Below are 26,961 nucleotides of genomic sequence, written 5' to 3' on the forward strand. Positions count from 1 at the left end.
CGCATCGCCCCCTATTCGGACAGCTGGAATTCCACCATGTCGGCAAGCGCGTCCACGGCCTCGCTGAGCGCGGTGAAGCGGTCGGCGGCCGACGGCGCCGACAGCACGGAGTACCGGTCGGCGGCGCCGATCGGGATGCGAGATGCCAACGCGAACAGGCGTTGTCCGGCCTGGGTTTCAGAGCCCTCCCGGTAGCCCAGCAGCACCTCGCGCTCCGGCAGCCGGGCGTCGCGCGCCTGGGCGATCCGCTCGAACAGCGCGATCACCCGGTCCTCCAGATCGAGCAGCTGCGCGCCGGTGACCGGGTCGCCCGGTTCGTCGGGCCAGAGCGTCACGGTCGCGCGCGGATACGGGTCGTCGGGCAGCCACTCGCACACCCGGATCCGCTCGCCGGTGCGGCAGCGCAGCGCGTACCGGCCGGCGCCGAGGTCGGCGTGTTCCTCGATCCGCGACAGGACGCCGACGTCGCAGCGGGCGTCGCCGCCGCCGACCTCGCGGCCCTGCGCGATCAGCACGACGCCGAACGGTTCCGCGCCGGCGAGGCAGCGCCGCACCAGCGCGGCGTAGCGCGGCTCGAAGATCCGCAACGGCAGCTCCTGCCCGGGCAACAGCGCCGATTCGAGCGGGAACATCGCCCGCTCAACGCGTTCGGGAGCCGTCATGCTAGATATCCAGCTCGGCCACCAGCGCGTCGACGACCGCGCGCAGGTCGCCGTCGTGCTCCTCGGCCACCCGCCGCTGCCGCTGATACGACGCGCCGCCGCGGTAAATGTCGGAGACCGCGGCCAGTTCGTCGACGCAATGCAGCGACTTGGCGATCGGCTCCAGCCGGGTCAGCACGTCGTCGAGGTCCTCGGTGACCAGCCGCTCGTTGCTCTCGGCGTCCAGGATGATCACCGCGTCCAGGCCGTATCGCGCTGCGCGCCATTTGTTTTCCTGCACATGCCACGGCGGCATGATCGGCGGCGAGTCGCCGGCGTCCAGCCGGCGGTCCAGGTCCACGACCAGGCAATGCGTCAGGGCGACCAGCGCGCCCAGCTCGCGCAGGTTGGGCACGCCGTCGCAGACCCGCACCTCGAGCGTGCCGAGGTGCGGCGACGGCCTGATGTCCCAACGGATTTCGTCCATGTGGTCGATGATGCCGGTCTTCTTCTGGTCGTAGACGAAGCCTTCGAACTCCGCCCAGGTCTGAAAGTGAAACGGCAGCCCGGCGGTGGGCAGCTGCTGAAACATCATCGCGCGGTTGCTGGCGTACCCGGTGTCCTCACCGGCCCACCACGGCGACGACGCCGACAGCGCCAGCAGGTGCGGGTAGTAGTTGAGCAGCGACGTCATGATCGGCATCACCTTGTTGGCCGACGAGATCCCCACGTGCACATGCACTCCCCAGATCAGCATCTGCCGGCCCCACCACTGGGTGCGTTTGATCAGCTCGGCATAGCGCGGCGCGTCGGTGAGTTTCTGCGTGGACCACTTGGCGAAGGGGTGCGTGCCGGCGCAGAACAGCTCCATGCCGCGGTCCCGGACGATCCTGCGGGCGGGGCCCAGGGTGTCGCGCAGGTCCTCCATCGCCTGCGCGGCGCAGTCGCAGATGCCGCTGACCACCTCGACGGTGTTGCGCAGCAATTCCTTGTGCACGCGCGGGTTTTGGCCGATCTCGGCGATCACCGCGGGGGCCTCGTTGCTCAGGTCGCGGGTCTGGGCGTCGATGAGCGCGAACTCCCACTCCACGCCGATGGTCGGCCGCGGTGAGCGGGCGAAGTCGATGTGAGCGCGGGACCTGCTAGCCGGCACCGATGACACCGCACGCCACCCGCTTGCCGGCGTCACCGGTCGTCATCGTCATCTGGTCGGGGCCCGGCGTTCCGTTGGTCTGGTTGTAGCGATCCGACGGGATGTTGGCGAAATTGTCGGCCCCGGCGTGGATCACGATCGCGGTCTTCTCGCCGGTGAGCAGGTCCTCCATGGCGAAGGCGTCCGTGGTCGTCACCAGCATCCCGACACCGTCCTTGCGAACCTGAAGCGAGGTGAGGTCGCCGCTGGCGGGCTCGGCGGAATGCCCGGGCGCCTGGAAGTGCCCGCCCGCGGACAGGAAGTCGCCGGGCGCGCCGCCGGTCGGGGCCGTCGAATTGGCCTCGCACTTGCCGACCTTGTGGATGTGCACGCCGTGGAAGCCGGGCGCGAGGTGGCCGGCGCCGCTCGTCGCGATCGTGATGGTGGCATAGCCGTTGCTGAAATCGAACTTCGCGGTCGCGACCTCGACCCCGTCGGGCCCCTTCAGTTGGGTGGTGATGCTGCGCCCAGCGGGTTGCTGCTGCTGATCGCCCTCGGTGCCCGCGCTCGCCGTCGGCGCGCTCGACCCGGTCCACACCGCGGGCGTGGTGCCGGGGACGGTCGCGGCGTGTTGGGGCGATGCGCACCCCGCCACCAATGCGATCGCGGACACGGCGGCGGCGGCAGCAGCGGCATTGCGGTGCTTAGGCATAGCGAGAAGCCTATCCCGAGCATCCCCGAATTTGGAGTTGCGATGCTCAGCCCGTCACGAGGACGATGACGCCGGGCGGCTGGTCCTTGAGCGCCGGAATCCGCGGCTGGACGGGCGCTCCCAGCTTCTGGCCCACCGCGTCGGCGGTGGCGTGCTCACCCTCGGCATCGCTGTAGTACACCGTCGTGGCGGTGACGTCGGGGATCGTCAGGTTTCCGACGTCGGTCACCTTGAACCCAGCGGAAGTGAGCTGATCCTTGGTCTTTGCCGCGACACCCTCTTTGGACGAGATGTTGTAGACGTGCACCTCGGCCTGGTTCGCGGGGGCGCTGGTGGTCGCGCCCGTCGCGCTGGTGGTGTTGGTGACGCTGGAAGCCGCAGACGACGACTCGTCATCGGACTTCCCGGAGGAACTGAGCGCCTGCCACCCGAGCAGCAGGAAGATGACGCCCAGGAACAACAGCACCATCACCATGGCCCGCAGGGGAAGGCCCGTGGAGTCGGGCACACGCTCTTTCATCGAGCCCCACTGTAGCGAGTCAGGTCACCTCGAAGCCGAGTCGGCGGGCGGCCCGTGCCTTTTGCCGGCTCGCGCGCAGCCGTCGCAGCCGCTTCACCAGCATCGGGTCGGCGGCCAGCGCCTCGGGTCGATCGACCAGCGCGTTGAGCACCTGGTAGTACCGCGTCGCCGACATCGAGAACAGCTCCTTGATGGCGTCCTCCTTGACCCCGGCGTACTTCCACCACTGGCGCTCGAACGCCAGGATGTCGTGTTCGCGACGGGTGAGGCCATCGGCGATATCAGCGTCGTCCCCCGATCGATTTGCCCGCGCCATGGCGCTGTCCATATCCGCTTCCCCTGGACCCTTCCGGCGATTCTCAACGTGCTCGAATGACTGACTTACGTAGGCGTTTAAAGGGCATGTTTCGCGCGAATATTGAACCACGCCGCGAACCCTCAAGCCGTAATCCAGACCCGCGAGTCGGCCGATTGGCTGCGATTGCCCGGCTCCCCCCGGCGCCCCCACGGACCCCGCTTAAGCTAGCCGATCATGGCAGTCGTCCCCATACGCATCGTCGGAGATCCGGTCCTGCACGCCCCGACGACGCCGGTGGCCGTCGCCGCCGACGGTTCGCTGCCGGCCGATCTGCCCGAGCTGATCGCCACCATGTACGACACCATGGACGCCGCGCACGGCGTCGGGCTCGCCGCCAACCAGATCGGATACGGCCTGCGGCTCTTCGTCTACGACTGCTCCGAGGACCGCGGCCTGACCGACCGCCGCCGCGGCGTCGTCATCAACCCGGTGCTGGAAACCTCCGAGATTCCCGAAACCATGCCCGACCCGGGCGACGACGACGAGGGCTGCCTGTCGGTTCCCGGCGAGTCCTTTCCCACCGGCCGGGCGAAGTGGGCGCGGGTGACCGGACTCGACGCCGACGGCAGCCCGATCACCATCGAGGGCACCGGCCTGTTCGCGCGGATGCTGCAGCACGAAACCGGTCACCTGGACGGCTTCCTGTATCTGGATCGCCTCATCGGCCGGCACGCGCGCGCCGCGAAACGGGCCGTGAAGTCACACGGTTGGGGCGTTCCGGGATTGTCGTGGCTGCCGGGCGAGGGGCCGGACCCGTTCGGTCACTGATGGTCTCGTGGCCGGACCTGGGAACGCGGGTGACGGTTCGCTACCGGCTCCCCGCCGGGTCGGTGCCGCCGCTGACCGACGCGGTCGGCCACCTGCTGGCGGTCGACCCGCTGGTGCGGGTGCGGACGAAAACCGGCGCGGTGGTGCAGTTCGCGCCCGCCGACGTCGTCGCGCTGCGGGCGCTGACCGACGCGCCGGTGCGCACCTCCGACATCCGGGCCATCGAGCGGGTGGCCGTCGCGGCCTGGCCCGGCGCCGAACAGGCCTGGCTCGACGGCTGGCTGCTGCGCACCGGCCCCGGCGGCGGCCCCTTCGCCGATTCGGCCACGCCGCTTGACATTTCGGCTCGCTTGAGCGCGGTCCCCGCGATCGTCGACTGGTACCGGCAGCGCGACCTGACGCCCTGGCTGGTCATCCCCGACCGCCTGGTGAGGATCCCACCCGGCCTGCCGGGCGAACGCACCGAACGCATCCTGGTACGCGACCTCGCGGGCGTCACGCCGGGACCACGGCACGAGGGGGGCTGGCGCGCGGCGGTGACCGAAGCACCCGACGGCACCCGGTGGCTGTGCCTTTCGGCCGACGGCCCGGCGGGCGATTGCGAGACGCTGTTGGCCTGGGGCGCCGGCCGCGGGGCGACCCGCGGTTACCTGCAGGTCGGCGACGACGACGCCGACAACGTCGCCCACGCCGCGTCCCTCGGCTTCCGGCTGCACCACCGGCGCCGCTTCATCCGAGCGACCGATACCGTCTAGCCATGCCCGACGGCACGCTGCGGCTCGCCACCTGGAACGTGAATTCGATTCGCACGCGCCTGGACCGGGTCCTCGACTGGCTGGCCCGCGCCGACGTCGACGTGCTCGCCATGCAGGAGACCAAGTGCGCCGACGGCCAGTTCCCCACCCTGCCGTTCTTCGAACTCGGGTACGAGGTGGCGCACGTCGGCTTCAACCAGTGGAACGGCGTGGCCATCGCCTCCCGCGTCGGCCTCGACGACGTCGCGGTCGGCTTCGCGGGCCAGCCCACCTGGACGTCCAAGCCGGAGGTGGCCGCCACCGCGGAAGCCCGCGCGCTGGGCGCCACCTGCGGCGGGGTGCGGGTGTGGAGCCTGTACGTGCCCAACGGCCGCGCCGTCGGCGACCCGCATTACACCTACAAGCTGAATTGGCTTGCCGCGCTGCGGGATACGGCGGCCGGCTGGCTGCGCGACGATCCGGAGGCGCCGATCGCGATGGTCGGCGACTGGAACATCGCCCCGACGGACGACGACGTGTGGAGCACCGAATTCTATGCCGGCGCCACCCACGTCTCCGCGCCGGAGCGCCGCGCGTTCGACGCCATCCTCGACGCGCAATTCACCGACGTGGTAAGGCCATTCACCCCGGGCCCGGGCGTCTACACCTACTGGGACTACACCCAGCTGCGGTTCCCGAAGAATCGGGGCATGCGCATCGATTTCATCCTCGCATCGCCCGCGTTGGCCCGCCGCGTGACGGCCGCGCAGATCGCCCGGGACGAACGCAAGGGCAAGGCCCCCAGCGATCACGCACCGGTGCTGGTCGATGTGAGCCACATTTAAGGTCGATGTGAGCCCGGTTTACGAAGTTGCTCGTTGTACGCGCGTTTGTAAAGTGGCAGGCTTTCGCCTTATAGATAGAGAGAACAATTTCGTTGTTGCTGTTAACCTCGCGTTCAGCGGTTACACGGGTTGCCACGCGGTTCCCAGTGAGAGCGATGAGATACCAGGGAGTGATCATGGGTGTCGTCGGTGGGACAGTACGCAGCGTAGGCAAGACGGTGGGTCGCGCGGCCGACGCGACCACGGCGGCCGCGGGCGCCGTGGGTGGCGCCGCGGTCAACGGAATCGTCGGCGGTGTCACCGGAGCCGCTGAGGGCATCAAACGCGGCATCAGCAGCGGCAGTCATTCGACGCCGGCGGCCGCGCTGGCGCTCGGCGCGATCGGCGTGGCCGGCCTGGTCGAGTGGCCGGTGCTGCTGGCCGTCGGGGGCGGGGCGCTGCTCTTGCACAGGATGAGCCGCAAGCCCGAGAGCGCCGCGGCGCCGAAGGCGAACCTCAAGCCGGTGCCGTCCGAGCCGTCGAAAAAGGCGGTGCCGCAGAAGGCCGCCGGCAAGCCGGCGGCCAAGAAGGCGGCCGGGCGCCGCGCCGGTGCCGCCGAGTTGCGCAGCACCAACTGAGAATCGTCCGGGGAGCCCTTGAGCATTGTCACGTCGTTACCACGATCGACGCCGCTGCGGGCTCTGACCGGACTGGCACAAGAGGCCCTTCACATCGCGGCGATTCCGCTGCGCGAAGGCGCCAGGGCGCTCACCGGCGACCTGCCCCAGGAAACGCTGAGCCGGCGCTGCTGGCGCGGGGATCAACGCGCCTGGATCGAGGTCCGCGGCCTCGAGGACGCCAGCGACGGCGAATTGGGCCAGGCCGTGCTCGACGGCCTGCGCGAGCACCCCGGCGTCACGTCGGCCAGCCTGAACCATCCCTTGTCGCGCGTCGTCGTCACCCTCGGCGATCCGGACGCCTCGCTGCGTGACCTGTGCCGCGTCGTCGAGGACGCCGAAAAGCGTTGCCGCGCAACGAGCAAGGCGCCCGCCACGGATTTGCCGGGCGACGGCGTGGTGGCGGCGACCAGGGCCGTGACGCTGGCCGCCAACGCGGCCGGGCTCGGCGTCGCGCTGGCCGGCCGCGCGCTGCACTGGCCGCGCTTGCCGATCGGCGTCCAGGCGCCCATCGTGGCGATCGACTACCAGCCCTGGCTGCGGCGCCTGATCGAGGACCGCATCGGCGGGCCCGCCACGGACACCGTGCTGACGCTGGCCATGGCGGCCGCCGAAACCGTCACCCTCGCGCCGGCGTCGCTGTCCGTGGGTCTGCTGATGCAATCGATGAAGGCCGCCGAATGCCGCGCCGAGGCCCGGGCCTGGCGCCACCACGAACCCGAGCTGGCCCGCCACGCCGACCAACCGCCCGGCGACGCGCCGTCGCCGAGGCCGCCGCGGGCCCGGGTCGTGGAACGCAGCGCCGGCCGTTTCGCGCTCGTCCAGGCGCTCGGCGCGGGGCTGGTCGCGGTGACCACCCGCAACCCGAACATGACCGCCACCGCGGTGCTGGTGACCGCCCCCAAGGCCAGCCGCACCACGCCGGAGGCGTTCGCCGCCTCCCTCGGACGCGGGTTGGCCGAGCGGCACGCCGTGCTGTCGCTGCGGCCGGACGCGCTGCGCCGCCTCGACCGCGTCGACGCGATCGTCATCGACCCACGGGTGTTGTGCACCACCGGCATGCGGGTGGCGCGCATCCGCGGCGCCGACGAGCGTGAGCTGTCCGCCGCGTGGAACCGCGCCCAGGTGGTGCTGCAGAACAACGGCCACCGGCCGGGCTGGCACCGGGTGCCGGGGATGTCGGCCAGCGATCCGCACGCGACGGTCGAGGCGCTTTTCCGCCCCTCCCACGACCCGTTGGCGTCGGCCGTGGTCGCCGAGGCCCACCGCAGCGGGGCGGACCTGGTGTCGGTCGACGTCGATTCGCTGGGCGAGCTGCGGCCCGCCTTCGACGAGATCACGCCGCTCGGCAACGGGTCGGTCGACGACGCCCTCGCCCGCGCCGTCGCCGAACTGCAGCGGGCGGGTCGCACGGTCGCCGTGCTGTCTTCGTCTGGCGCACAAGCGCTTTCGTCCGCGGACGTGGCGCTGGGCGTGCTGCCCCGGCCCGGCGCCGGCCCGCCGCCTTGGTGCGCCGATCTGGTGCTGCCCGACCTGACGGCCGCCTGGCGCGTCCTGCACGCGCTCCCGGCGGCCAAGGCCGCCACCCAGCGCGGGGTCGGGATATCGGCGGGCGCGACGGCCATGGGATCGCTCCTGATGATCCCGGGCGTCCGCGGCATCGGGCCCGGCCCGGTGACCACCGGCGCCGCGGCGGGCGCGCTCTCCGGCTACCTGCTGGCACGCGGGGTCATGACCGCGGACTCGCCGCGGCCGGCGGCCGTTCACGAATGGCACGCGATGTCGGTCGAGCAGGTGCGCAGGGCCCTGCCGCCGCCCGGCCCGGAGGCGGAGGCCCGGCCCGAAGGGCGGGTCGACGCACCCCCGAATGCGGTGTGGCAGCTGCTCAAGGCCGTCCGCGCCGAGCTGACCGACCCGCTGACCCCGGTGCTGGCGCTCGGGTCGGCGGCCAGCGCGGTGCTCGGTTCGCCCGTCGACGCCGTCCTGGTGTTTTCGGTCCTGACCGGTAACTCCATCCTGGCGGCCAGCCAGCGGCTGCGCGCCGAGAACCGCCTCGACCGCCTGCTGGCGCAGCAGATCCCGCCGGCCCGGCGGGTCGAGACCGGCCTGGACGGCGAGCGGACGTACACCGACGTCATCGCCGCGCAATTGCGGCCCGGCGACGTCATCGAAATCCGGACGCACGAGGTGGTGCCCGCCGACGCCCGGATCGTCGAGGAGGTCGACGTCGAGGTCGACGAGTCGACGCTGACCGGCGAGTCGCTGTCGGTGGAGAAGCAGGTGGACGCCACGCCGGGCGCCGACCTCGCCGAGCGCCGCTGCATGCTGTACGCCGGGACCACCGTCGTGGCGGGCACCGCGGTCGCCGTGGTGACCGCGGTCGGGGCCGACACCCAGGAACGCCGGGCGGCCGAGCTGGTGTCCGGCGACACGTCCTCCGACGTCGGCCTGCAGCACCAGCTCAGCCAGCTCACCAATCGGGCCTTCCCCGTCAGCGTCACCGGCGGCGCGCTGGTCGGCGGGCTGGGCATGCTGCGCGGAACGGGCCTGCGCCAGGCGGTGGCCAGCGGCATCGCCATCGCCGTCGCCGCGGTCCCCGAGGGGATGCCGCTGGTGGCGACGCTGGCGCAGTCGGCCTCGGCGCGACGGCTGACCAAGTTCGGCGCGCTGGTCCGCGTTCCGCGTTCGGTGGAGGCGCTCGGCCGCATCGACGTGGTCTGCTTCGACAAGACCGGGACGCTCAGCGAGAACCGCCTGCGGGTGGCGGAGGTCCGCCCGGCGCCGGGGCACCCTCCCGAGGAGGTGCTGCGCGAGGCCGCGCACGCCGCCCCGGCCGCCAACGGCAGCCCGCAGGCGCACGCCACCGACGCCGCCATCGTCGAGGCGGCGCTGCGTTCGCTCGACGGCTCGGCGCCGAGCGGGGAAGCGGACGCGCACCTGCCCTTCCGCTCCGGGCGGTCGTTCTCCGCGTCGGTCACCGGCACGGAGCTGACCGTCAAGGGTGCGCCCGAGGTGGTGCTGGCCGCCTGCGACAACACCGGCCCGAAGATCAAGAAAGCGGTCGGCGAGCTGGCCGCCGGCGGCCTGCGGGTGATCGCGGTGGCGCAGCGCCGGCTGACGCCGCAACAGGCCGAGGCGATCCGGGACGACCCCGACGACATCGCGGATTTCTGCCGCGACGGGCTGACGCTGACGGGCTTCCTCGGCTTGTCCGACACGCCGCGGGCCGAGGCGGTCGACCTGCTGGCGAACCTGCGCCGGCAGGGGGTGGGCGTGAAGCTGATCACCGGCGACCACCCCATCACCGCGCTGGCCATCGCCCGGGAGCTGGGCCTGTCGGTGACCGACGAGCAGGTGATCAGCGGTTCGCAGTGGGACGCGCTGTCGCGCAAGGAACAAGAGCGCGTCGTGACCGAGCGGGTGATCTTCGCGCGGATGACGCCCGAGAACAAGGTGCAGGTCGTCCAGACGCTGGAGGGTGCCGGCGTGCTGTGCGCGATGGTCGGCGACGGCTCCAACGACGCCGCCGCCATCCGTGCCGCCACCGTCGGCATTGGCGTCGTGTCGGGGGGCAGCGACCCGGCCCACATGGCGGCCGACGTGGTCCTGGTGGACGCCCGCATCGAGGCGCTGGTGCAGGCCATCGAGGAGGGGCGCCAGCTGTGGCAGCGGGTGCAGGCGGCGGTGTCGGTGCTGCTCGGCGGCAACGCCGGCGAGGTGCTGTTCGCCGTCATCGGTGCCGCGATCACCGGCACGTCGCCGCTGAACACCCGCCAGCTGCTGCTGGTCAACATGATGACCGACGCGCTGCCGGCCGCCGCCCTTGCGGTCAGCGAGCCCAGCACCCCGATCGACCCGGGCGTTCGCGGCCCCGACCAGCCCGCGCTGTGGCGCGCGGTGGCCATCCGTGGGGTCACCACAGCCGCCGCGACGACGGTGGCGTGGGCGATGGCCAGCGTCACCGGGCGCCCGCAGCGGGCGTCCACCGTGGCGCTGGTCGCGCTAGTCGGCGCCGAGCTGGGCCAGACGCTGCTGGACTCTCACGCCCCGCTGGTGGTGCTCACGGCGGTGGGCTCGCTCGGCGCGATGGGAACGCTGATCAGCATCCCGGTGGTCAGCCAATTGCTCGGCTGCACGCCGCTTGGTCCCCTCGGCTGGGGACAGGCGCTGGGTGCCGCCGCCGGGGCGACGATCGCGATAGCCGTTCTGAACCGGGTTTCGGACGGTTGGGGCACGCCGCACACGCTGCCACCGGCACCTGACGCGACGAGCGCTGAGCCGTCCGATCGGAATGGCGAATCTCGACCACCCCGACCCGCCACAGCAGCGCATAGAGTTCCACCAGGGGCACCTTCAGCACCAAAGCGATCGACGAAACCAGCGGGTCGGACACGGAGTCGGTCGTCGACATAAGTCCGACGTTGGTCGGAGTACCCGGCGGGGCGGCAAACCCTTCGTTACCGAAAGGCGAATCATGGCCGAAAAGAAATCGCGCAAGGGGACGACGCAGCGCGAAGCCGTGGAGAAGATCCGCGAGGGCGAAACCTTCGTGGTGAACGTGCCGGTGGTGGGTCAGGTGGAGATTCCGCGCCCGGAGCAACTGGCCTACTACGGCGGCCTGGCCGCCCTGGCGGCATTCGAACTCATCGACTGGCCCGTCGCGCTGGTCATCGCCGCCGGCCACGTGCTGGCCAGCAACCACCACAACCGGCTCCTCGAGGAGCTCGGCGAGGCGATGGAAGAGGTCTAGTCGCTCACCGCGTGCTCGAACTCCAGCGTGACGCGGGTGCCACCCGAGGTGCGGACGGTGGCGACGCGGTCGGCCAGCCCACCGATCAGGGTGAGCCCGCGCCCGCGACGATGGCTGCGCATGCTGACGGACGAATCGCCGACCCAACTCCCGCTATCGCTGACGGTGACCGCGACGGTCCGCCCGTGCACGAAGGCCTCGACGGAGACCGTCTGTCGCGGCTCGCAGCGGCTGCCGTGTTCGATGGCGTTGGTGACCGCCTCCCCGGTCGCCAGCAGGATGTCCTCCTCGCGGCGCGGCACCGCCGCGAGGCCGTCCAGCCAGCCCCGCAGCCGGCGGCGCGCGACGGGGATCTGCGCCGGCACCGCCGGCAGCACGGTGGCGAAGCTGCGCGCGGCCGTGTGGGGCGGGCGCAGCGCGAGCACCACGACGTCGTCGCGGTAGCCCCCCGGCGGGGTCATCCGCGCCAGCAGCTCGGCGCACACCGATTCGACCGGCAGGCCGGCGCAACCGGCGGCCGCCGCCTTCAGGCGGGCGAACCCCTCGTCGAGCGTTTCCCCGGCCCGCTCGATGAGTCCGTCGGTATAGAGCAGCATCAGGCTGCCCGGCGCCAGCTCGGCGGTCGCGGCGTCGTCGGCCACGGCGTCCGCCACGGCCACCGGGGGCCGCCGACCCGACTCGAGGAAGACCGGATCACCGTCGGGGGGGATGAGCAACGGGTACGGGTGCCCGGCGCAGCTGTAGCTGACGGTGGCGCCACCCGCGCCGGTGTCGATCAGGGCGTAGGCCACCGTCGCGCAGCGGGCGCCGGTGATGCTGGCGGCGTACCTGTCCAACGCGCCCAGCACCAAGACCGGCTCGGCCGCGCTGAGCGCCGAGGCGGCCACCGCGGCGCGCAGCCTGCTCATCACGATCGCGGCGGCCAGGCCGTGCCCGACGACGTCGCCGACCGATATGCCGATCCTTCCCGGGTGGCTCAGCGGGGTCACCGAGTACCAGTCGCCGCCGACGCGCATCGCCTCCCCGGCCGGCTGGTAGACGGCCGCCACGACGGCCGCGGTCGAGCCGCGGTCCAGGTCGAGCAGGTGCTCCTGGAAGTCGACGGCGATCCGGTGCTCGCGCGCCATCACGCGCACGCGGTCCACCGCCGACTGGGTGAGCGCGGCGATCCGTGCGAACGTGTCGAGTTCGGCGGCGTCGAACTGGCGCGGGGCCGGCCACAGCAGGACCAGCACGCCGATGACGCGACCCCCGTTGTCCCGCAACGGATGAGCGACGCACGCGCGGACACTTGCGGCGGTGTCGCGCACGGCGTGCTCGTAGCGCGGGGGCAGGTCGAAGGTGTCGGTGATGACCATCGGCTCTCCGGCGGTCACGACGTCGACTCCGACCAAGGGCGCGTCGAGCGCGGCGACGTGGTAGCGGTCGCGCACCTCCGCGGGGACGTCGCCGGCGTACTCGAACCGGACGTGGCGCTCGCCGTCGAACAACCCGATCGTCACGGCGGCGGCATCGCCCGGACCGGAGCTGGAGTCGATGAGCGCGCGCAAGATTCCGGCCACCGAGTCGGCGGCCTGCAGGGCGGCGTCGAGCTGCGCCAGGTCGAGCGGCGCCTCGCGGCGCTGGCGATCGCGCTCGCGAGCGACCGCGGACAACCGCGACGCCACCCGCTCGACCAGCTCCTGCGACCGGAACGGTTTGGGCAGGTAGTCGTCGGCCCCGGCGGCGAAGCCCTCGTCGAGAGCCTCCGCGCCGGCACGCGCCGACAGCATCAGGACCGGAGTGGCGGCCAGCGCCGGATCCGCGCGGATCGCCGCGACCAGGTCGAAGCCGCTGAGCCCCGGCATCATGATGTCGGTCACGATCGCGTCCGGTCGCAGCTCCCGGGCCGCGGCCAGCGCCGACTGCCCGTCGGCGACCAAAACCGTTTGCCAATGGGGCGATAGCACGCGCTCCAGGTGGGCGCGCATGTCGGCGTTGTCGTCGGCGACCAGCACCAATCGGCGCTGCCCGTCCCGCGAAGCGACCGGGTCCGCGACGGCGGTCAGCCACTGCCGCGCCTCGGCCACGTAGGGGTTGCCCCCGTCCGGCGCGCCGGCGGGGGACGACTCGACGGGCGTGGCGTTGGCCGATCGGGGCAGCCGGATGGTGACCGCGGTTCCGCGATCCGGTTCGCTGTCGATCTCCACCGTTCCGCGTTGCAGCTCGACCAGCCCGCGCACCAGCGACAGCCCGATGCCGGCGCCCTCCACGCTGCGGCCGCGGGTGTTGTCGGCCCGGTAGAAGCGTTCGAACAGCCGGTCCAGGTCCTCCGGGCCGATCCCGACACCGGTGTCCCGCAACGTGATTCGGCAATCCGTGGGCTCGGCGCGCACCTCGACCGTGATCGATCCGCGCAGCGTGTACTTGACGGCGTTGGACAGCAGGTTGAGCACGATGGTTTCCCACATGCCCGGGTCGACGTCGGCGATCGCCGGGCCGTAGTCCAACACGAGATCCAGGCCCGCCCGCCGGCACAGCTCGGTGAACGACGACGCGATGTGCTCGGTGAGCGCGCCGACGTCGGTGCACACCAGTTTGGCGTTCGCCCGGCCCGCCTCGATGCGCGAGAAATCGAGCAACGAGTCGACCAGGCGCTGCAGGCGCCGCGCGTTGCGCGCCGCCGTGGTCAGCCGATCCGCCAGCGCGCTTTCGGGCGGCGCATCGGACAGGGCGTCCTCCAGCGGTCCCAGCAAAAGCGTTAGCGGCGTGCGGAATTCGTGGCTGACGTTGGTCAGAAACGCCGTCTTGGCGCGGTCCAACTCGGCGAGCGCGTCGGCCCGCATCCGCTGCTGTTCGTAGGACGCGATCCGCGCGAATGTCGCCGACAGCTGGTCGGCCAGCAGCTGGCAGAAGCCGCGGTACTGGTCGTCGAGCAGGCGGCGCGGATTGATCCCGACCACCAGCGCCCCGGCGGTATCGCCCTCGCCCAGCGGCAACACCAGCGCCCGCTCGGGGCAGTCGCCACCGAGGATCGCCTCGATCCCGGGAACCGCCGCCGCGACGTCGCCGATCTCCGACTTCGAACCGGAATTGATCAGGGTCCGAAGCGATCGGGGCAGGACCGGCAGCACCGACGCCGTCGCGCCCCGCAGCGCGACGTCGCCGTCCGCGCCGGCGACGTAGGCGGCGATGAACGGCAGGTCCGCCGGCTGGGCCGCACACGCCGCGACGGCCGCGGCCACGGCCTCGTCGATGCTCTGGGCGCCCATGGCGGCGGCGGCCACGTCGTTGAGCAGGCGCAGGCGCCGCTCCCCCAGCACCCGTTCGGTCGTTTCGTTGACCGCGCAGAAGATTCCGGAGACGTCGCCGCTATCGCCGATCAACGGGCCGTAGGTGAAGGTGAAATACCGGTCCAGCCGCCGGCCCTCCACCACCATCGTCAGCAGCAAGTCGTCGGACCAGGTGGCTTTGCCGGTCGCGACGACGCTCGCCAGCATGGGGCTGATCGGTTCCCAGATGTCCCACCACACTTCCCGGCCGGGCCGGCCCAGCGCGGACGGGTGCTTGTCGGCCAGCGCCGAGATGTAGGCGTCGTTGTAGACCAGGAACAGATCCTGCGACCCCAGCCACAGCACGATCGGGAACCGCGACGTCAGCGCCGTCACCACCGCCGCGCGGAACCCGGCCGGCCATTGCTGCGGCGGTCCCAAAGGATGTGCGGCCCAATCGAACTCGGCAAACCGGCGGCCCATCTCGCCGCCCAGGGCGACCGCGGCCGCGAGGTCGGCCGGCAGCGGATTCATTGCCGGCGGTCGCGTTGCAGCGCGTCGGACACCGTCGGATACACCTCGAGGATGCGATCGAGCTCGGTCACCTGGATCGGTCGAAGGACTTGGTCGTTGTCCGCCACCAGCCGCACCGACGTGCCGGCTTCCCTCCCGCCCTCGTGACAATCGAGAACCGCGTTCAACGCCGCGCTTCCGAAGAAGGTCACCGGCTGCAGGTCGACGATCACCAGCCGCGCCGGATGCTTCGCGGCCACCTGCAGCGCGGCGACCAGATGGGGCGTGAGCTGGTCGACGGTGCTGGAATCGACATCGCCCGTTACCCGAACGAGTACAGCGTCCTCCCGGGCCTCGTGGTCAACCGCCAACAACTCCATGCCTTTCACCGCCTCGAACAAGGGAGAATTCCTTCCCTGGGCACCACTGCGACGGCCCGAATTAGCAGCATGCCCAGGAAAGAATGTTTCGAAGCCTAGCGATTACCCGGAAGGCTCCGCGGGAATCCGTTCGTGCACCGTCAGCAGCAAATGGTCGAACTGACTTTGGGCGGCGGCGGTCGGCGCGGGCAGCGTCATGACCTCGGCGAGCAATTGCTTCGCCAGCGAGCGCAGCTTCACATTGGTCTCCTGCGAGCGCCACTGCAGCACGCGGAAGGCCTGATCGGGGCTGACCCGATAGACGTACATCAGCACGCCCTTGGCCTGCTCGATGGCCGCGCGGTTCTCGAACAGGTCCGGCAGCGCCTCGTCGAGCACTTCCTGGCGCGCCTCGTCGAAGGTGTCGGTGAGGTCGATGTAATACCCGGCGGTGCCCACCACGGCGCCGGAGTCGTCCAGCATGCGGTCGGCCACCACGATCGCGTCGTGCACGTTGCCCGCGGTGTCGATAAACCGGTGGCGGCTGGAGAACGACTCCTCGGACTGCAGGGCGTAGTCCAGCAGGTCCTGCACGTGGGCGCGGTCCTCGGGATGCTTGTGCGACAGCAGCAGTTTGGTCGTCGGCACCACCTGGCCGGGTTCGTAGCCGTGCATCCGGGCCACCTCGTCGGACCATTCCCAGCGCTGACCGACGAACCAGAAGCGGAAGGCGCCGACATTCATGTACCTGGTCGCGGCCTCGGTTGCGCCGCTCGGCTGCGTCGGGCTCTCGGCGGGTTGCACGTTTGCATCCTCCCACCCGGCGGGTACTCGCGGCTACCGTCTAGGGGGTAACGTCGCGGACGGACCCATCCACCACGCGGGAGCGCACGCCGAGTGCGCTGAGAGGACGGCTCGGGGCCGTCGACCGTACGAACCTGACCGGGTAATGCCGGCGTAGGGAGAAGAGCATGACCGTCACCATCGAGCCGTCCGTCACCACCGGACCGATCTGGGGCAGCAGCAAGGCCTACCGCGAGCTGGACGGCGGTGCGCGGGTGCCCTTCCGGCGGGTCAACCTGTCCACCGGAGACCACTTCGACCTCTACGACACGTCCGGGCCCTACACCGATCCGGACGCGGCGATCGACCTGACGGCCGGGCTGCCGGCGCGGCCCGGCGTGGTCCGCGACCGCGGCACCCAGCTGCAGCGGGCCCGCGCCGGTGAGATCACGGCCGAGATGGCGTTCATCGCGGCCCGCGAGGGCTTGCCCGCCGAACTGGTGCGCGACGAGGTCGCCCGCGGCCGCGCGGTGATCCCGGCCAACCACAACCACCCCGAGAGCGAGCCGATGATCATCGGCAAGGCGTTCGCGGTCAAGGTCAACGCCAACATCGGCAACTCGGCGGTGACGTCGTCGATCGCCGAAGAGGTCGACAAGATGGTCTGGGCCACCCGCTGGGGCGCCGACACCATCATGGACCTGTCCACCGGCAAGAACATTCACGAGACCCGCGAGTGGATCCTGCGCAACTCGCCGGTGCCCGTCGGTACGGTGCCGATCTACCAGGCGCTGGAAAAGACCAAGGGCGACCCCACCGAGCTGACCTGGGAGATCTACCGCGACACCGTGATCGAGCAGTGCGAGCAGGGCGTGGACTACATGACCGTGCACGCCGGCGTGCTGCTTCGGTACGTGCCGCTGACCGCCAAGCGGGTCACCGGCATCGTGTCCCGCGGCGGGTCGATCATGGCGGCCTGGTGCCTGGCTCATCACCGGGAATCGTTCCTGTACACCAACTTTGACGAGCTGTGCGAGATCTTCGCGCGCTACGACGTCACATTCTCGCTCGGCGACGGGCTGCGGCCGGGCTCGATCGCCGACGCCAACGACGCCGCCCAGTTCGCCGAGCTGCGAACCCTGGGTGAGCTGACCAAGATCGCCAAAGCCCATGGCGCGCAGGTGATGATCGAAGGTCCGGGGCACATCCCGATGCACAAGATCGTCGAGAACGTGCGGCTGGAAGAGGAGCTGTGCGAGGAGGCCCCGTTCTACACGCTGGGCCCGCTGGCGACCGACATCGCGCCGGCCTATGACCACATCACGTCGGCGATCGGCGCGGCGATCATCGCCCAGGCCGGCACCGCGATGCTGTGCTACGTGACCCCCAAGGAGCACCTGGGGCTGCCCGACCGCAAGGACGTCAAGGACGGCGTGATCGCCTACAAGATCGCGGCCCACTCGGCCGACCTGGCCAAGGGGCACCCCCGCGCCCAGGAGCGCGACGACGCGTTGAGCACCGCGCGTTTCGAGTTCCGCTGGAACGACCAGTTCGCGCTGTCGCTGGATCCCGACACCGCGCGGGAATTCCACGACGAGACGCTGCCGGCCGAACCGGCCAAGACGGCGCACTTCTGCTCGATGTGCGGGCCGAAGTTCTGCTCGATGCGCATCACCCAGGACGTCCGCGACTACGCGGCCGCGCACGGTCTCGACAGCGAGGAGGCGATCGAGGCCGCGATGGCGGAGAAGTCGCACGAGTTCGCCGAGCACGGCAATCGGGTGTATCTGCCGATCACGCAGTGAGTTTCCTGCCGTTGGCGCCGGCGGGCTGCACGCCGTTGCGCGTGCTGACCATCGCCGGATCGGACTCCGGCGGCGGCGCGGGCATCCAGGCCGACATGCGCACCATGGCGCTGCTGGGCGTGCACGCCTGCGTCGCGGTCACCGCGGTCACCGTGCAGAACACGTTGGGGGTCAAGAGCTTTCACGAGGTGCCCGGCGACGTGGTCGGCGACCAGATCGACGCCGTGGTCACCGACATCGGCATCCAGGCCGCCAAGACCGGGATGCTGGCGTCGTCGGCCATCATCGCGGCGGTGGCCGCCACCTGGCGCCGGCTGGGCTTGACGGTGCCGCTCGTCGTCGACCCGGTGTGCGCGTCCATGCACGGCGACGCGCTCATGGCGTCGTCGGCCCTGGATTCCCTGCGCGGACAGCTGTTTCCGCTCGCCACGCTGGTGACACCGAACCTCGACGAGGTGCGGCTGCTGGTGGACATCGAGGTGACCGACCCCGCGTCGCAGCGGGCGGCGGCCAAGGCGCTGCACGCGCTCGGCCCGCGCTGGGTGTTGGTCAAGGGCGGCCACCTGCGCTCGTCGGACCGCAGCTGCGACCTGCTTTATGACGGGGCCGACTTCCACGAGTTCGACTCGCCTCGCCTGCCCACCGGCAACGACCACGGGGGTGGTGACACGCTCGCGACCGCGGTCGCGTGCGCGCTGGCGCACGGTTTCACGGTGCCCGACGCGGTCGGGTTCGGCAAGCGCTGGGTCACCGAATCCCTGCGCGCCGCCTACCCGTTGGGCGGCGGCCACGGCCCCGTCTCGCCCCTGTTCAGGCTCTCGTGAACCTCGATCAGATCGCCGGCGTCGCGCACCAACCCGCGGGATCGCCGGCCGGCGTCGTGGTGTTGACCCACGGAGCCGGCGGCGACCGGGAATCGCCGCTGCTGCAACGGGTTTGCGACGAATGGGCCCGGCGCGGCTGGCTCGCGGTGCGCTACAACCTGCCGTACCGCCGGCGCCGGCCCAAGGGCCCGCCGTCCGGTTCGGCGGCCGGCGACCGTGAGGGCATCGTCGAGGCGATCACGTTGTGCCGCGGGCTGTCCGGGGGCCCGCTGATCGCCGGCGGCCACTCCTACGGCGGCCGGCAGACGTCCATGGTGGTGGCCGGCGGCGAGGCTCCGGTGGACGTGCTGACGCTGTTCTCCTATCCGGTGCACCCGCCGGGCAAGCCGGAGCGAGCCCGCACCGAGCACCTGCCCGACATCCGGGTGCCCACCGTCTTCACCCACGGGACGTCCGATCCGTTCGGCACGCCCGAGGAGCTGCGCGCCGCCGCCGCGCTGATCGCCGCGCCGACGGAGGTCGTCGAGATCACCGGCGCGCGCCATGACCTGCGCTCGAAGACCCTGGACGTGCCCGCGCTCGCGATCGAGGCCGCGCTGCGGCTGATTCGAATAACATAAACCGCAACCATGTTGGAAAAACTTCGCCGAGTGCTCGAATTCCGGCTGAGCATCGCCCAGCTGATGGCGATCGGGCTCATCCTCGGCACCCCCTACCTGCTGGTGGGGACCATCTGGTCCACCACCCACACCGAGCATCTGCACCAGATGCACGGCGTCGACCTGGCGGTGTCCTTCCTGGGCTCGATCGTGTCGTGGCCGGTCCTGATCGTCGCAAACGTCTGCATGACGTGACGGCTTTAGTCAGCTAAAACTGGACAGTTTTGACTGTCTAATTTAGGGTGGAGTCATGGACGGCGTCGGTGACTCGGCCGTGGCGGCGGCCCGCGATCTGCGGGTGCTGTTCAGCCGGTTGCGCCGGCGGCTGCGCAGCCTCGGGGTCGACGACGACCTCACGCCGTCCCAGACCGCGGTGCTCACCCGTCTCTGGAAAGAGGGCGCGTCGTCGGCCAGCGCGCTGGCCGGCGCCGAAGGGGTGCGACCGCAGTCGATGGCCACGATCGTGGCCGCGCTCGAGCGACGCGGGCTCATCGAACGCGCGCCCGACCCCGAAGACGGCCGCCGCCAGGTTGTTTCGCTGACCGTCAAGGGCCGGCGGCGCGCCGAGAGCGATCGCCGGTTGCGGGAGGAATGGCTGGCGCGCGCCATCCAGGAGCGGTATTCCGAACGGGAACGCCGGATCATCCTCGATGCGCTGTCGCTGCTCGAGCGCCTGACCGAATGACGAAAAGAGGGGACACCGCAATGGAACTGGGAATTCACTTCATCGACTTCCTGCCGGGGGATCCGGCGAAGCTGGGCCCGACGCTGGCCGACGCCGCCAGGGCCGCCGAGCAGGGCGGCGCCACGCTGTTCACCCTGGCCGACCACTTCTTCCAGATGGAAACCGTTGGGCGGGCCGAGGATCCGTTCCTGGAGGGCTATACGTCGCTGGGGTTCCTGGCCGGGCAGACCGCGACCATCGACCTGGCCCTGCTGGTCACCGGGGTCACCTATCGCTACCCGGGCGTGCTGGCCAAGACGGTGACGACTCTGGACGTGCTGTCGGCGGGCCGGTCCATGCTCGGCCTCGGCGCGGCGTGGTACGACCGCGAACACGCCGGCCTCGGCGTTCCGTACCCGCCGCTCGGCGCGCGCTTCGAGATGCTGGAAGAGACGCTGCAGGTCTGCCTGCAGATGTGGAGCGACAACGACGGGCCCTACACCGGCCAGCACTATCGGCTGGCCGAGACAATCTGTGTGCCGCAACCGATTCGGCGGCCCCCGATCCTGATCGGCGGCGACGGCGAGAAGAAGACGCTGCGGCTGGTCGCGCGGTACGCCGATGTCTGGAACAGCACGACGAGCGACGTCGAGGCGCTGAAGCACAAGGTCGACGTGCTGAACCGGCACTGCGAGGCGGTGGGCAGGGATCCCGGCGAGATCCGCAAGACGGTCGGCTTTTTCGACGACCCCTTTGCGGACACCGACGCGTACCTGAAGACGGTCGAGCGTTATGCCTCGCTCGGCATCGAGATGATCAACACCGGTCCCGTGCCCGGCAACCCCGACCCCGTCGGCTTCATCCGCCGGTTCGGCGACGAGGTCGTGCCCCGGCTCGCCGAAATCGCCTGAGGCTAGCCGGGATAGCGCGAGTAGCAGGCGTCCATGTTGCCGGCCACGCCGCCGCGGAAGGCGGCGATCCGGGTGAAGCCGGCCGGCACGCTGGTGCCGTCGGCGTCGCTGGCGACCAGGTGGTTGATCAGCAGGCCGGAGACGGCCTCGTCGAGATCGCCGGCCGTCAGCACGAGCTGCTTCTGGGACGGCAGCTCGATCGGTTCGGCCATCTTGCGATGCACGACACCCGTCAGGCACGCGGTGCGCAGCGCGGTCCAGGGGCTCTGCATCGCGAGCCCGCGCTCGTGCTGCACCGCCAGCGCGTACCTCGACATCACCATCGACAGCGCGGTGTCGTCACCCTGCGGCAGGGTGTGCTCGTTCTCGGCGGCGACCTTGCCCGCCTTCGCCAGCCCGGGCAGGTCGATCACGATGGTGTTGGTCGCCGGACAGTACGACGCCGGCGGGCTGGCCTTGGCGTCCGGGCAGTCGGCCGGCTTATAGGACAGCGTCGGCGGACTCTTGGGGGAGAAGATCTTTCCCAGCAGCTCCATCAGCGTGGACAACGTGTCCTCGTTGATCGGGACCTCGCCGGTCTCGGGGTCCCCGCTGGAGTCGGTCCGAAGGGCGGTCGGCAGGTCGCCGCGGCGCTGGGCGATTTCCTGCTTGTTGATGCCGGCGCACGCCGAGGCGCCGTCGATGAACCCCATCTGGAAGGCGCTGATCCGGTCCAGGGCCGACCCGTGTTCGTCGTCGTTGGTGGTGTCGGCGTCCAGGACCGGGTCGCGGGTGGTGATGATCCCGGCCAGCACGTGGTCGAGCCCGTCGGCGGTGCTCAGCGTGAAGCGCGGCGACTTGCCGTCCGCCACCCAGAACAGATACACGCCCGCGAAGCAATCGGCCTGCTGTTCGCGGACGATGGTCGGGTCCGTTCGGGTCACCAGCTTCGCCATCTGCTGCAGGGCGTGCCCGAATTCGTGCGCCAGCACACCGTTCACGGACATGTCACCGAAATAGCGTTGCGCGACGGCCATGAACACCCCGCGATCCCAGGCGATCAGGTTGCAGCGCGACGTGAAAAAGGCGTTGACGAGCTTATAGGTCTCGCTGTGGCAAACGATGGGACTGTTCGGATTGTCGGAGTCGTAGGACACCATCTTGGCGACCGGGATGAAGGTCCCTTTCAGCGATTCGCTGTACACCGACTTCCAGTAGTCCTCGATGTCGTTGATCGAGAGCAGGGACAGCTTGTCGATGGGCCCGTTGTCGGTGTTGACCACCGTGCCGGTGGGGGCCGGCGCGTTCGCGCGGATCCCGCTGGGACCGCTGGTCGCGGGCAGGCCGCCCACCCGGAAGGGGTCGTTGAGCATGGACAGGGCGCGCCCATCGACCATCGTGGTGCAGCCCGCCACCACGAGCACCGCCCCCGCGCAGGCGATTGCCGCCTTCAGACGTCGACTCCGCCCGCGCACACTCATGACAAAACCTCATCCCGACCGGGCTGCAAGGCAGCATCAAAGGGATCTCATTCTAGATGGCCTGGCTAACTCTGACAGCCCAAATGGCGCTCGCGGTTTGCCGCGGTGTCCCATCGCGAAACATCAACGGGCCGGGCGGTATTCAGCCCGTAAATTGCCGGTGCCCCCGGGCACGCCCCGCGGCGGCGTCGGCGGTGCGCGAAGGCATCGCGGTGCGTTTGCCGCGACCAGCCGGTCACGCGGGTGGATTGGGGATGTTACCGGCGTCCATCTCGTCCGCGATCCGGTTGAACTCGGCCTGCGGGTCCGGCGTTGAGCGGATGCGTTCGGCTTCTTCCTGGCTGATCGCGTACACCCCGGGGATGGGCTCGATCAAGTGGCGGCGCAGCGCCCTGTAACGGGTGGCCGTGTAGTCCGGCTGCTCTTGGCTCCTGCGCTGATCTTCGAGTTGCAGCTTCGCTATCGCTGCGTCCCGACTGGCCGCGGTGATCGACCAATCCGAGGCCGGGTAATAGGCGCGCCACGACCCGTCGGGTAACTCTTCGAGCTGCGGTCGGCTGTAAAACCCCATCGCATCTGCCCCTACGTCTTCGCCGAGGGGGCGGTCTTCCGACTCCATGTCACGCTCCTCCCGGGAACTCAAGGTCCGTGCTGCGTCACCACACCGGAGCGATCGGTCGGAGACGGGTAGACATACGTGCTGCCGTCGTGGAAGTACTGCGTGCACAGAAAACCCGTCACCTGCGCTACGCACCACACAAGGCTCACATCGGGTGGTGGGGCAAACATGGATTCCGGTGCAAAGCCGGCCGGCTTTTCGTCGAAACTGAAGCCGGCCAAACCGCCCAGGGCGGCGGTGATGTGGGCCCCGATCCGCTGGTCGAGACCCACCAGCTGAGCCGCACGCGCGCGGATGTTCCCGGCGAGGGCTTCGGCTTGCGCCTGCCGGGCGGCCCGCTCCTCAATGGTCTCGACAGTTCCGGCGTCTTTGACGGTGTAGTCGTCGTGGACGTCAAAACCTGCGTCCCACGCGTCTTCCAGCGCGTAGCGCAATCCGCTTTGGGCGGCCGACTCGTCGGACGCACCCGCACAGGCGACTTTGGCGGCCCCGCGCAAGCGGTCGCCGACGCCGGTCGCCTTCTCGATGTCCGAGGCGGCCCGGCCTTCGGCCGTGTCGTACGCCTCGCCTTCCCAGCCACTCATACGGATGCGTTGGTGCACATCGACGAACCCGGACTCGAGGCGGTTGGCGAAGCGAACCCAATAATCCGCGCCGTCGATCAAGTGGGCGGTGCCCCAAGACAACAGCTCCGACAGCGGCGGCAGCGGTCCGGCGGCCATCTAGAGTCCCCTCTCCAATCCACCCAGCTCGCGCGCCGATTGTGCCTCGTTCTCGGAGTAGTCGACCCAGGCGGCCGACAACCTGCTTCCGGTGGCCCGCATCCGCGCCGCCGACGCCGCCCCCACCGCCGCCACACCCGCGTGCGCGGCGCTCACCGCTGCCGCGCTGGGTTGCGACGGAGCACCCGAGGCCGGGGCTTGCCCGGCGAGGACCTCACCGGCCAGCGTGTCAGTGCGTCCGGCCAGCGCGGCCAACGCATCGGGCACCCGAAGTGGCCTCATGGCGCGATCCTAATCCCGGCCCGACGGCTAGGGCACGCGCGTGCGATGCCGCTTGTCGTGCGGCGGGACGCCGTTGGCCCCGCCGATCGACTCCGCGTAGGTGCCCACCGCGAACGCCGCGCCAGAACCCATGACCGCCAACGCCTCCCGGTTGACGGCGTCGACGGTGTCCCGCGGGCTCTGGAAATTGGGGTCGAACGGGACACCCGCCTGACCGCCCCACAGCCGCGCCTGCACCGTGGTCTTGAGCTGGGAGGCGCCGGCGGTCAGGCCCCCGACCGGAACGCCGGCGACCATGAACGGGTGGTAGTCGGTCATGGTGCCCAACGGCATGTCGGCGGGCCGCTTGCCGGCCAGGTTCAGGTAGCCGCCCAGGGTGCGCTCGATGCCGGCCGAGCCGTCGGGCACGTCGCCGAATGCGATGCCGGGCGTGGGCGGTCCGGACTGGTCGCCGTCATCGGTGAAGAAGCCGGCGTTCGGCGAACCGAGCATGGTGAAGTCGAGGTACATCGCGATGTCGTTGAGCTGGTCGCGGTCCATGCCGAAGACGTAGTCCATCGCGCCGTTGATGCCGTCCTCGTCGGCGCCCCAGAACACGAACCGCACCGCGTTGTTCACCGCGGCCAGCGGCCCCAGCTGCAGCGCCGTTTCCAGCACCGCGGCCACGCCGGTCCCGTCGTCGTTGATCCCCGGACCGTCGCGCGGGCTGTCCAGATGCGCGCCGACCACAATCGCTTCGTGCGGGGAGCCGGTTTCGGTCTGCGCCAACACGTTTCGTGATGAGATCGTGCGGTTCTCGGCGTCCAGCACCAGACGCACCGGCGCGGTGTCGTGGGCGAGCGCCGCGGCGCCGGTGGCGCCGACGACGGCGACCGGCACGGTCAGCTGCTTGAAGTAGCCGGGGCCGAACAGCGTCGGCGGGGCGCCCTGCCCGTTGGGCGCGCTCACCACGATCAGCCCCGCCGCTCCCCTGGCCACGGCGCCGTTCTGCTTGTCGACCACCGAGCAGCCCGCGTCGTCGACGACGGCGATCGCGCCGGCGGGCAGGGCGGCCGGGTAGTCACCGGCGGCGCAGCCCGACGGCCGCGCCGGGTGGACCGGCGGACCGGTCAGGCCGCCGGGCGGCGTTCGGACCAGCATCGACGCCTGGTCGACCGGATAGGTGCGGCCGGCCACCATCACCGTCGGCTTGCCCGGTGTGACGTTGTAGAGCCGGTCGAACTGCGGGGTCGAGACCTTAAAGCCCCTGTCCCGCAACGTCTTCGCCACGTAGTCGACGCTGGCGTCGTAGCCCGGCGTGCCGTCGGCGCGGCTTCCGCGGTTGGTGTTGGCGATGCCCTGCAGCGCGCGCAGATGCGCGACCATCCGGTCCGCGGTCACCTTTGCCGCCAGTCCCCGGGCCAGATCCGGCGCTGCCGCCTGCGGCGCGGGCCGCGACGGCGAGCACCCCGCCACCAATCCGATCAGCGTCAGCGCCGCGGCAAGCCGACGGATCATGGCTTGTTCAGCACGTGGCGGGTGCGATCGGCCATCACCGGCACGCCATTTCGGCCGCCGAGGTCCTGCGCGTAAAGGGCCACCGCGTAGGCCACACCGCCGCCGTTGATGCCCAGCGAGGTGCGGTCGATGTGGTCGAGGGTGTCGGTCTTCTGGTGGTAGTTGGGATCGAAGGGCGCCTCGGCGGTCCCGCCCCAGAGCTTGGCCTGATCGGCGGACATCTTGACCTCGGCGCCCGAGAACAGCCCGCCCGCCGGGATGCCGGCCAGCGTGAATCCGTCGTAGTCCGAACGCCCGTCGAACGACGTGTCCTGCGCGGTCTTGCCCGCCGACTTCAAATAGGCGACCAGGGTGCGCTCGATGCCGGCCGAGCCTTCCGGCACCACCGGCTGGCCGCGGGAGTCCGACGGCAGCGATTGGTCGCCGTCATAGGTGAAGTAGCCGGGGTTCGGCGAGGCGAGCATGTCGAAGTTCAGGTACAGCGCAATGTCTTTGAGCCCGTCGAGGTTCAGCGACTCCACGTAGTTGCGCGACCCGATCAGCCCGAGTTCCTCCGCCCCCCAGAATCCGAACCGCACCGCGTTGTGCACCGGCGGCGAGTTCCCCAGCTGCACCGCGGTTTCCAGCACGGCGGCCACGCCGGAGCCGTTGTCGTTGATGCCCGGCCCCTCGGGCACGCTGTCCAGGTGTGCGCCCGCCATCACCACGTCGGTGGGCGAGCCGGTCTTGGTCTGCGCGATGACGTTGCGGGCCTTGAAGGTTTGGACGCTGGCGTTGAGCTTGATCGTGGTGGGCCCGGGTTGCCCGCGCAGCTGCAGCCCGGTGGACTTGGTGACGCTCACGACCGGGATCTTCACCTCCGTGTCGGCCCCCAGGGTGCCGCCCATCTGCTGCTCGTCGACGTTGTCGGCGACGATCATCGCGACCGCACCGCGCTGCGCCGCGGCGTTCTCCTTCTGGGCGAACGGGCAGGTGCCGCGGTCCACCAGCACCACCGCGCCCTGCACCCGCAGCCCGTCGAAGTCGGCGGGCTTACAGCCCGGGTCGTCGCCCGGCGGCACCGGCACCAACGGCCCGCTCACCCCGTCGGGGGGGGTGCCCAGGCTGAACTCCAGCGGGCGCGCCTCCACGGCCAGCCCGCCGACCGTCACCGTCGGCTTGTCGCCGTGAAATACCCGCGCCGAGAATTCGGGCGTCTGGACGTCAAAGCCGCTGTTGCGCAACGTGTTCACCACGTAGTCGACGCTGGCGTCGTAGCCGGGGGTGCCGACCGCGCGAGTGCCGTTGTTGGCGTTGGCGATTTCCTGGAGCTTGGTCAGGTGCGCCATCATGGCGTCGGTCGTGACCTTCTTGTGCAGGCCGTTGGCGAAGTCGGCCGCGCCGGGGTCGCCGGTGGCCTGCTGCGAGTTCTCGCGGCGGTGAGAGCAACCGGTCAGAGACGCGGTCAGGGCGAGCACGGCGAGCACCGCGCCAATCGTCCTGGAAGTTTTTGCCAT

Annotated in this window: 26 protein-coding genes, 1 pseudogene and 1 riboswitch; of the genes and pseudogenes, 12 read left to right on the forward strand and 15 right to left on the reverse strand. The window is 70.5% G+C overall.

Translation table 11 applies throughout. The annotated features are described in order from the left end of the window. Positions 1-11 precede the first annotated feature (11 nt). The 5 genes from A5655_RS11845 to A5655_RS11865 are packed head-to-tail and all read right to left on the reverse strand — an operon-like array spanning position 12 to position 3,333. The gene (locus A5655_RS11845; protein ID WP_067010024.1) at positions 12-662 is read right to left on the reverse strand and encodes an LON peptidase substrate-binding domain-containing protein; all 651 of its coding nucleotides are present in this window, start codon (positions 660-662) and stop codon (positions 12-14) included. 1 nt (position 663) lies between these two features. Further along, positions 664-1,794 (reverse strand): glutamate--cysteine ligase, encoded by a 1,131-nt coding sequence (locus tag A5655_RS11850; RefSeq protein WP_082978614.1) that lies wholly within the window; start codon positions 1,792-1,794, stop codon positions 664-666. Next, positions 1,784-2,485 (reverse strand): superoxide dismutase family protein, encoded by a 702-nt coding sequence (locus A5655_RS11855; protein WP_067010030.1) that lies wholly within the window; start codon positions 2,483-2,485, stop codon positions 1,784-1,786. The genes A5655_RS11850 and A5655_RS11855 overlap by 11 nt, the downstream gene beginning before the upstream one ends. Before the next feature lie 46 nt (positions 2,486-2,531). After that, positions 2,532-3,005 carry a LytR C-terminal domain-containing protein gene (locus A5655_RS11860; RefSeq protein ID WP_067010033.1) on the reverse strand — a complete coding sequence of 158 codons (474 nt, stop codon included), beginning with the start codon at positions 3,003-3,005 and terminating at the stop codon, positions 2,532-2,534. A gap of 19 nt (positions 3,006-3,024) precedes the next feature. Beyond that, positions 3,025-3,333, reverse strand: coding sequence for a DUF3263 domain-containing protein (locus A5655_RS11865; RefSeq protein WP_066917645.1), 309 nt, complete (start codon positions 3,331-3,333; stop codon positions 3,025-3,027). Positions 3,334-3,537: 204 nt separating this feature from the next. On the opposite strand from A5655_RS11865, the gene A5655_RS11870 reads away from it, so the two are divergent. From A5655_RS11870 to A5655_RS29115, 5 genes and pseudogenes are all read left to right on the forward strand, one after another. Further along, positions 3,538-4,131 carry a peptide deformylase gene (locus A5655_RS11870; RefSeq protein WP_067010036.1) on the forward strand — a complete coding sequence of 198 codons (594 nt, stop codon included), beginning with the start codon at positions 3,538-3,540 and terminating at the stop codon, positions 4,129-4,131. Beyond that, the gene (locus A5655_RS11875) at positions 4,131-4,886 is read left to right on the forward strand and encodes a GCN5 family acetyltransferase (protein ID WP_067010038.1); all 756 of its coding nucleotides are present in this window, start codon (positions 4,131-4,133) and stop codon (positions 4,884-4,886) included. The genes A5655_RS11870 and A5655_RS11875 overlap by 1 nt, the downstream gene beginning before the upstream one ends. A gap of 17 nt (positions 4,887-4,903) precedes the next feature. Then, entirely contained in the window at positions 4,904-5,710 is an 807-nt protein-coding gene (locus A5655_RS11880; protein ID WP_197508672.1) for an exodeoxyribonuclease III, read from the forward strand. A gap of 176 nt (positions 5,711-5,886) precedes the next feature. After that, a complete protein-coding gene (locus A5655_RS27855) occupies positions 5,887-6,327 on the forward strand; it encodes a hypothetical protein (RefSeq protein WP_067010223.1) in 441 nt (146 codons plus the stop codon). Between the two features lie 1,818 nt (positions 6,328-8,145). Next, positions 8,146-10,515: pseudogene (locus A5655_RS29115) on the forward strand (cation-translocating P-type ATPase); the annotation flags it as partial. On the opposite strand, the gene A5655_RS29120 reads toward A5655_RS29115, so the two are convergent. After that, positions 10,481-10,777: an Rv1535 domain-containing protein gene (locus A5655_RS29120; RefSeq protein ID WP_255361999.1), complete on the reverse strand. Its 297-nt coding sequence runs from the start codon at positions 10,775-10,777 to the stop codon at positions 10,481-10,483. The pseudogene A5655_RS29115 and the gene A5655_RS29120 sit on opposite strands and share 35 nt — an antisense overlap. Before the next feature lie 63 nt (positions 10,778-10,840). Here A5655_RS29120 and A5655_RS11895 point away from each other — a divergent pair, with 63 nt between their 5' ends. Next, positions 10,841-11,116 (forward strand): hypothetical protein, encoded by a 276-nt coding sequence (locus tag A5655_RS11895; RefSeq protein WP_156764828.1) that lies wholly within the window; start codon positions 10,841-10,843, stop codon positions 11,114-11,116. Here the strand turns inward: A5655_RS11895 and A5655_RS11900 are convergent. The 3 genes from A5655_RS11900 to A5655_RS11910 form a co-directional block, all read right to left on the reverse strand. Beyond that, positions 11,113-14,901, reverse strand: coding sequence for a SpoIIE family protein phosphatase (locus tag A5655_RS11900; RefSeq protein WP_067010047.1), 3,789 nt, complete (start codon positions 14,899-14,901; stop codon positions 11,113-11,115). The genes A5655_RS11895 and A5655_RS11900 overlap by 4 nt on opposite strands. Then, the gene (locus A5655_RS11905; RefSeq protein WP_067010052.1) at positions 14,898-15,260 is read right to left on the reverse strand and encodes an STAS domain-containing protein; all 363 of its coding nucleotides are present in this window, start codon (positions 15,258-15,260) and stop codon (positions 14,898-14,900) included. Before A5655_RS11905 ends, A5655_RS11900 begins: the two co-directional genes overlap by 4 nt. Before the next feature lie 102 nt (positions 15,261-15,362). After that, positions 15,363-15,983, reverse strand: coding sequence for a PAS and ANTAR domain-containing protein (locus tag A5655_RS11910; protein ID WP_082978615.1), 621 nt, complete (start codon positions 15,981-15,983; stop codon positions 15,363-15,365). Positions 15,984-16,109: 126 nt separating this feature from the next. Beyond that, positions 16,110-16,220: riboswitch (TPP riboswitch) on the forward strand. On the opposite strand from A5655_RS11910, the gene thiC reads away from it, so the two are divergent. The 6 genes from thiC to A5655_RS11940 all read left to right on the forward strand — a co-directional run bounded on the left by thiC (position 16,211) and on the right by A5655_RS11940 (position 20,885). Then, entirely contained in the window at positions 16,211-17,827 is a 1,617-nt protein-coding gene (gene thiC, locus A5655_RS11915; RefSeq protein ID WP_067010226.1) for a phosphomethylpyrimidine synthase ThiC, read from the forward strand. It overlaps the preceding riboswitch by 10 nt. After that, complete coding sequence (gene thiD / locus A5655_RS11920) at positions 17,824-18,651, forward strand: bifunctional hydroxymethylpyrimidine kinase/phosphomethylpyrimidine kinase (RefSeq protein WP_067010057.1); 828 nt, start codon at positions 17,824-17,826, stop codon at positions 18,649-18,651. Before thiC ends, thiD begins: the two co-directional genes overlap by 4 nt. Continuing rightward, on the forward strand, positions 18,648-19,271 hold the full coding sequence (locus A5655_RS11925; RefSeq protein ID WP_067010059.1) for an alpha/beta family hydrolase: 624 nt from the start codon (positions 18,648-18,650) through the stop codon (positions 19,269-19,271). The genes thiD and A5655_RS11925 overlap by 4 nt, the downstream gene beginning before the upstream one ends. Before the next feature lie 9 nt (positions 19,272-19,280). Next, positions 19,281-19,505 (forward strand): hypothetical protein, encoded by a 225-nt coding sequence (locus A5655_RS11930; RefSeq protein WP_067010062.1) that lies wholly within the window; start codon positions 19,281-19,283, stop codon positions 19,503-19,505. 55 nt (positions 19,506-19,560) lie between these two features. Next, positions 19,561-19,995 carry a MarR family winged helix-turn-helix transcriptional regulator gene (locus tag A5655_RS11935; RefSeq protein ID WP_067010064.1) on the forward strand — a complete coding sequence of 145 codons (435 nt, stop codon included), beginning with the start codon at positions 19,561-19,563 and terminating at the stop codon, positions 19,993-19,995. Positions 19,996-20,015: 20 nt separating this feature from the next. Then, positions 20,016-20,885, forward strand: a complete 870-nt coding sequence (locus tag A5655_RS11940; protein ID WP_067010067.1) for an LLM class F420-dependent oxidoreductase — start codon at positions 20,016-20,018, stop codon at positions 20,883-20,885. Positions 20,886-20,887: 2 nt separating this feature from the next. On the opposite strand, the gene A5655_RS11945 is transcribed toward A5655_RS11940, so the two are convergent. The 6 genes from A5655_RS11945 to A5655_RS11970 all read right to left on the reverse strand — a co-directional run bounded on the left by A5655_RS11945 (position 20,888) and on the right by A5655_RS11970 (position 26,961). Next, entirely contained in the window at positions 20,888-22,345 is a 1,458-nt protein-coding gene (locus A5655_RS11945; protein WP_067010070.1) for a peptidase, read from the reverse strand. Between the two features lie 235 nt (positions 22,346-22,580). Further along, on the reverse strand, positions 22,581-22,964 hold the full coding sequence (locus A5655_RS11950; RefSeq protein ID WP_156764829.1) for a hypothetical protein: 384 nt from the start codon (positions 22,962-22,964) through the stop codon (positions 22,581-22,583). 20 nt (positions 22,965-22,984) lie between these two features. After that, positions 22,985-23,686: a hypothetical protein gene (locus tag A5655_RS11955; RefSeq protein ID WP_067010076.1), complete on the reverse strand. Its 702-nt coding sequence runs from the start codon at positions 23,684-23,686 to the stop codon at positions 22,985-22,987. Then, a complete protein-coding gene (locus A5655_RS11960; RefSeq protein ID WP_067010079.1) occupies positions 23,687-23,968 on the reverse strand; it encodes a hypothetical protein in 282 nt (93 codons plus the stop codon). Positions 23,969-23,995: 27 nt separating this feature from the next. Beyond that, on the reverse strand, positions 23,996-25,465 hold the full coding sequence (locus A5655_RS11965; RefSeq protein ID WP_067010081.1) for a M28 family peptidase: 1,470 nt from the start codon (positions 25,463-25,465) through the stop codon (positions 23,996-23,998). After that, on the reverse strand, positions 25,462-26,961 hold the full coding sequence (locus A5655_RS11970) for a M28 family metallopeptidase (protein ID WP_067010229.1): 1,500 nt from the start codon (positions 26,959-26,961) through the stop codon (positions 25,462-25,464). The genes A5655_RS11965 and A5655_RS11970 overlap by 4 nt, the downstream gene beginning before the upstream one ends.

Source organism: Mycobacterium sp. 1081908.1 (assembly GCF_001673535.1).
Taxonomy (GTDB): domain Bacteria; phylum Actinomycetota; class Actinomycetes; order Mycobacteriales; family Mycobacteriaceae; genus Mycobacterium.

Coding starts and splice junctions, on each gene's coding strand:
- A5655_RS11865 (WP_066917645.1), bottom strand. CDS start 3,333: ATGGACAGCGCCATGGCGCGGGCAAATCGATCGGGGGACGACGCTGAT.
- A5655_RS27855 (WP_067010223.1), top strand. CDS start 5,887: ATGGGTGTCGTCGGTGGGACAGTACGCAGCGTAGGCAAGACGGTGGGT.
- thiC (WP_067010226.1), top strand. CDS start 16,211: ATGACCGTCACCATCGAGCCGTCCGTCACCACCGGACCGATCTGGGGC.
- A5655_RS11860 (WP_067010033.1), bottom strand. CDS start 3,005: ATGAAAGAGCGTGTGCCCGACTCCACGGGCCTTCCCCTGCGGGCCATG.
- A5655_RS11950 (WP_156764829.1), bottom strand. CDS start 22,964: ATGGAGTCGGAAGACCGCCCCCTCGGCGAAGACGTAGGGGCAGATGCG.
- A5655_RS11940 (WP_067010067.1), top strand. CDS start 20,016: ATGGAACTGGGAATTCACTTCATCGACTTCCTGCCGGGGGATCCGGCG.
- A5655_RS11935 (WP_067010064.1), top strand. CDS start 19,561: ATGGACGGCGTCGGTGACTCGGCCGTGGCGGCGGCCCGCGATCTGCGG.
- A5655_RS11845 (WP_067010024.1), bottom strand. CDS start 662: ATGACGGCTCCCGAACGCGTTGAGCGGGCGATGTTCCCGCTCGAATCG.
- A5655_RS11960 (WP_067010079.1), bottom strand. CDS start 23,968: ATGAGGCCACTTCGGGTGCCCGATGCGTTGGCCGCGCTGGCCGGACGC.
- A5655_RS29120 (WP_255361999.1), bottom strand. CDS start 10,777: ATGTCGACGACCGACTCCGTGTCCGACCCGCTGGTTTCGTCGATCGCT.
- A5655_RS11875 (WP_067010038.1), top strand. CDS start 4,131: ATGGTCTCGTGGCCGGACCTGGGAACGCGGGTGACGGTTCGCTACCGG.
- A5655_RS11905 (WP_067010052.1), bottom strand. CDS start 15,260: ATGGAGTTGTTGGCGGTTGACCACGAGGCCCGGGAGGACGCTGTACTC.
- A5655_RS11870 (WP_067010036.1), top strand. CDS start 3,538: ATGGCAGTCGTCCCCATACGCATCGTCGGAGATCCGGTCCTGCACGCC.
- A5655_RS11955 (WP_067010076.1), bottom strand. CDS start 23,686: ATGGCCGCCGGACCGCTGCCGCCGCTGTCGGAGCTGTTGTCTTGGGGC.
- A5655_RS11855 (WP_067010030.1), bottom strand. CDS start 2,485: ATGCCTAAGCACCGCAATGCCGCTGCTGCCGCCGCCGCCGTGTCCGCG.
- A5655_RS11945 (WP_067010070.1), bottom strand. CDS start 22,345: ATGAGTGTGCGCGGGCGGAGTCGACGTCTGAAGGCGGCAATCGCCTGC.
- A5655_RS11900 (WP_067010047.1), bottom strand. CDS start 14,901: ATGAATCCGCTGCCGGCCGACCTCGCGGCCGCGGTCGCCCTGGGCGGC.
- A5655_RS11970 (WP_067010229.1), bottom strand. CDS start 26,961: ATGGCAAAAACTTCCAGGACGATTGGCGCGGTGCTCGCCGTGCTCGCC.
- A5655_RS11895 (WP_156764828.1), top strand. CDS start 10,841: ATGGCCGAAAAGAAATCGCGCAAGGGGACGACGCAGCGCGAAGCCGTG.
- A5655_RS11965 (WP_067010081.1), bottom strand. CDS start 25,465: ATGATCCGTCGGCTTGCCGCGGCGCTGACGCTGATCGGATTGGTGGCG.
- A5655_RS11930 (WP_067010062.1), top strand. CDS start 19,281: ATGTTGGAAAAACTTCGCCGAGTGCTCGAATTCCGGCTGAGCATCGCC.
- A5655_RS11910 (WP_082978615.1), bottom strand. CDS start 15,983: ATGAATGTCGGCGCCTTCCGCTTCTGGTTCGTCGGTCAGCGCTGGGAA.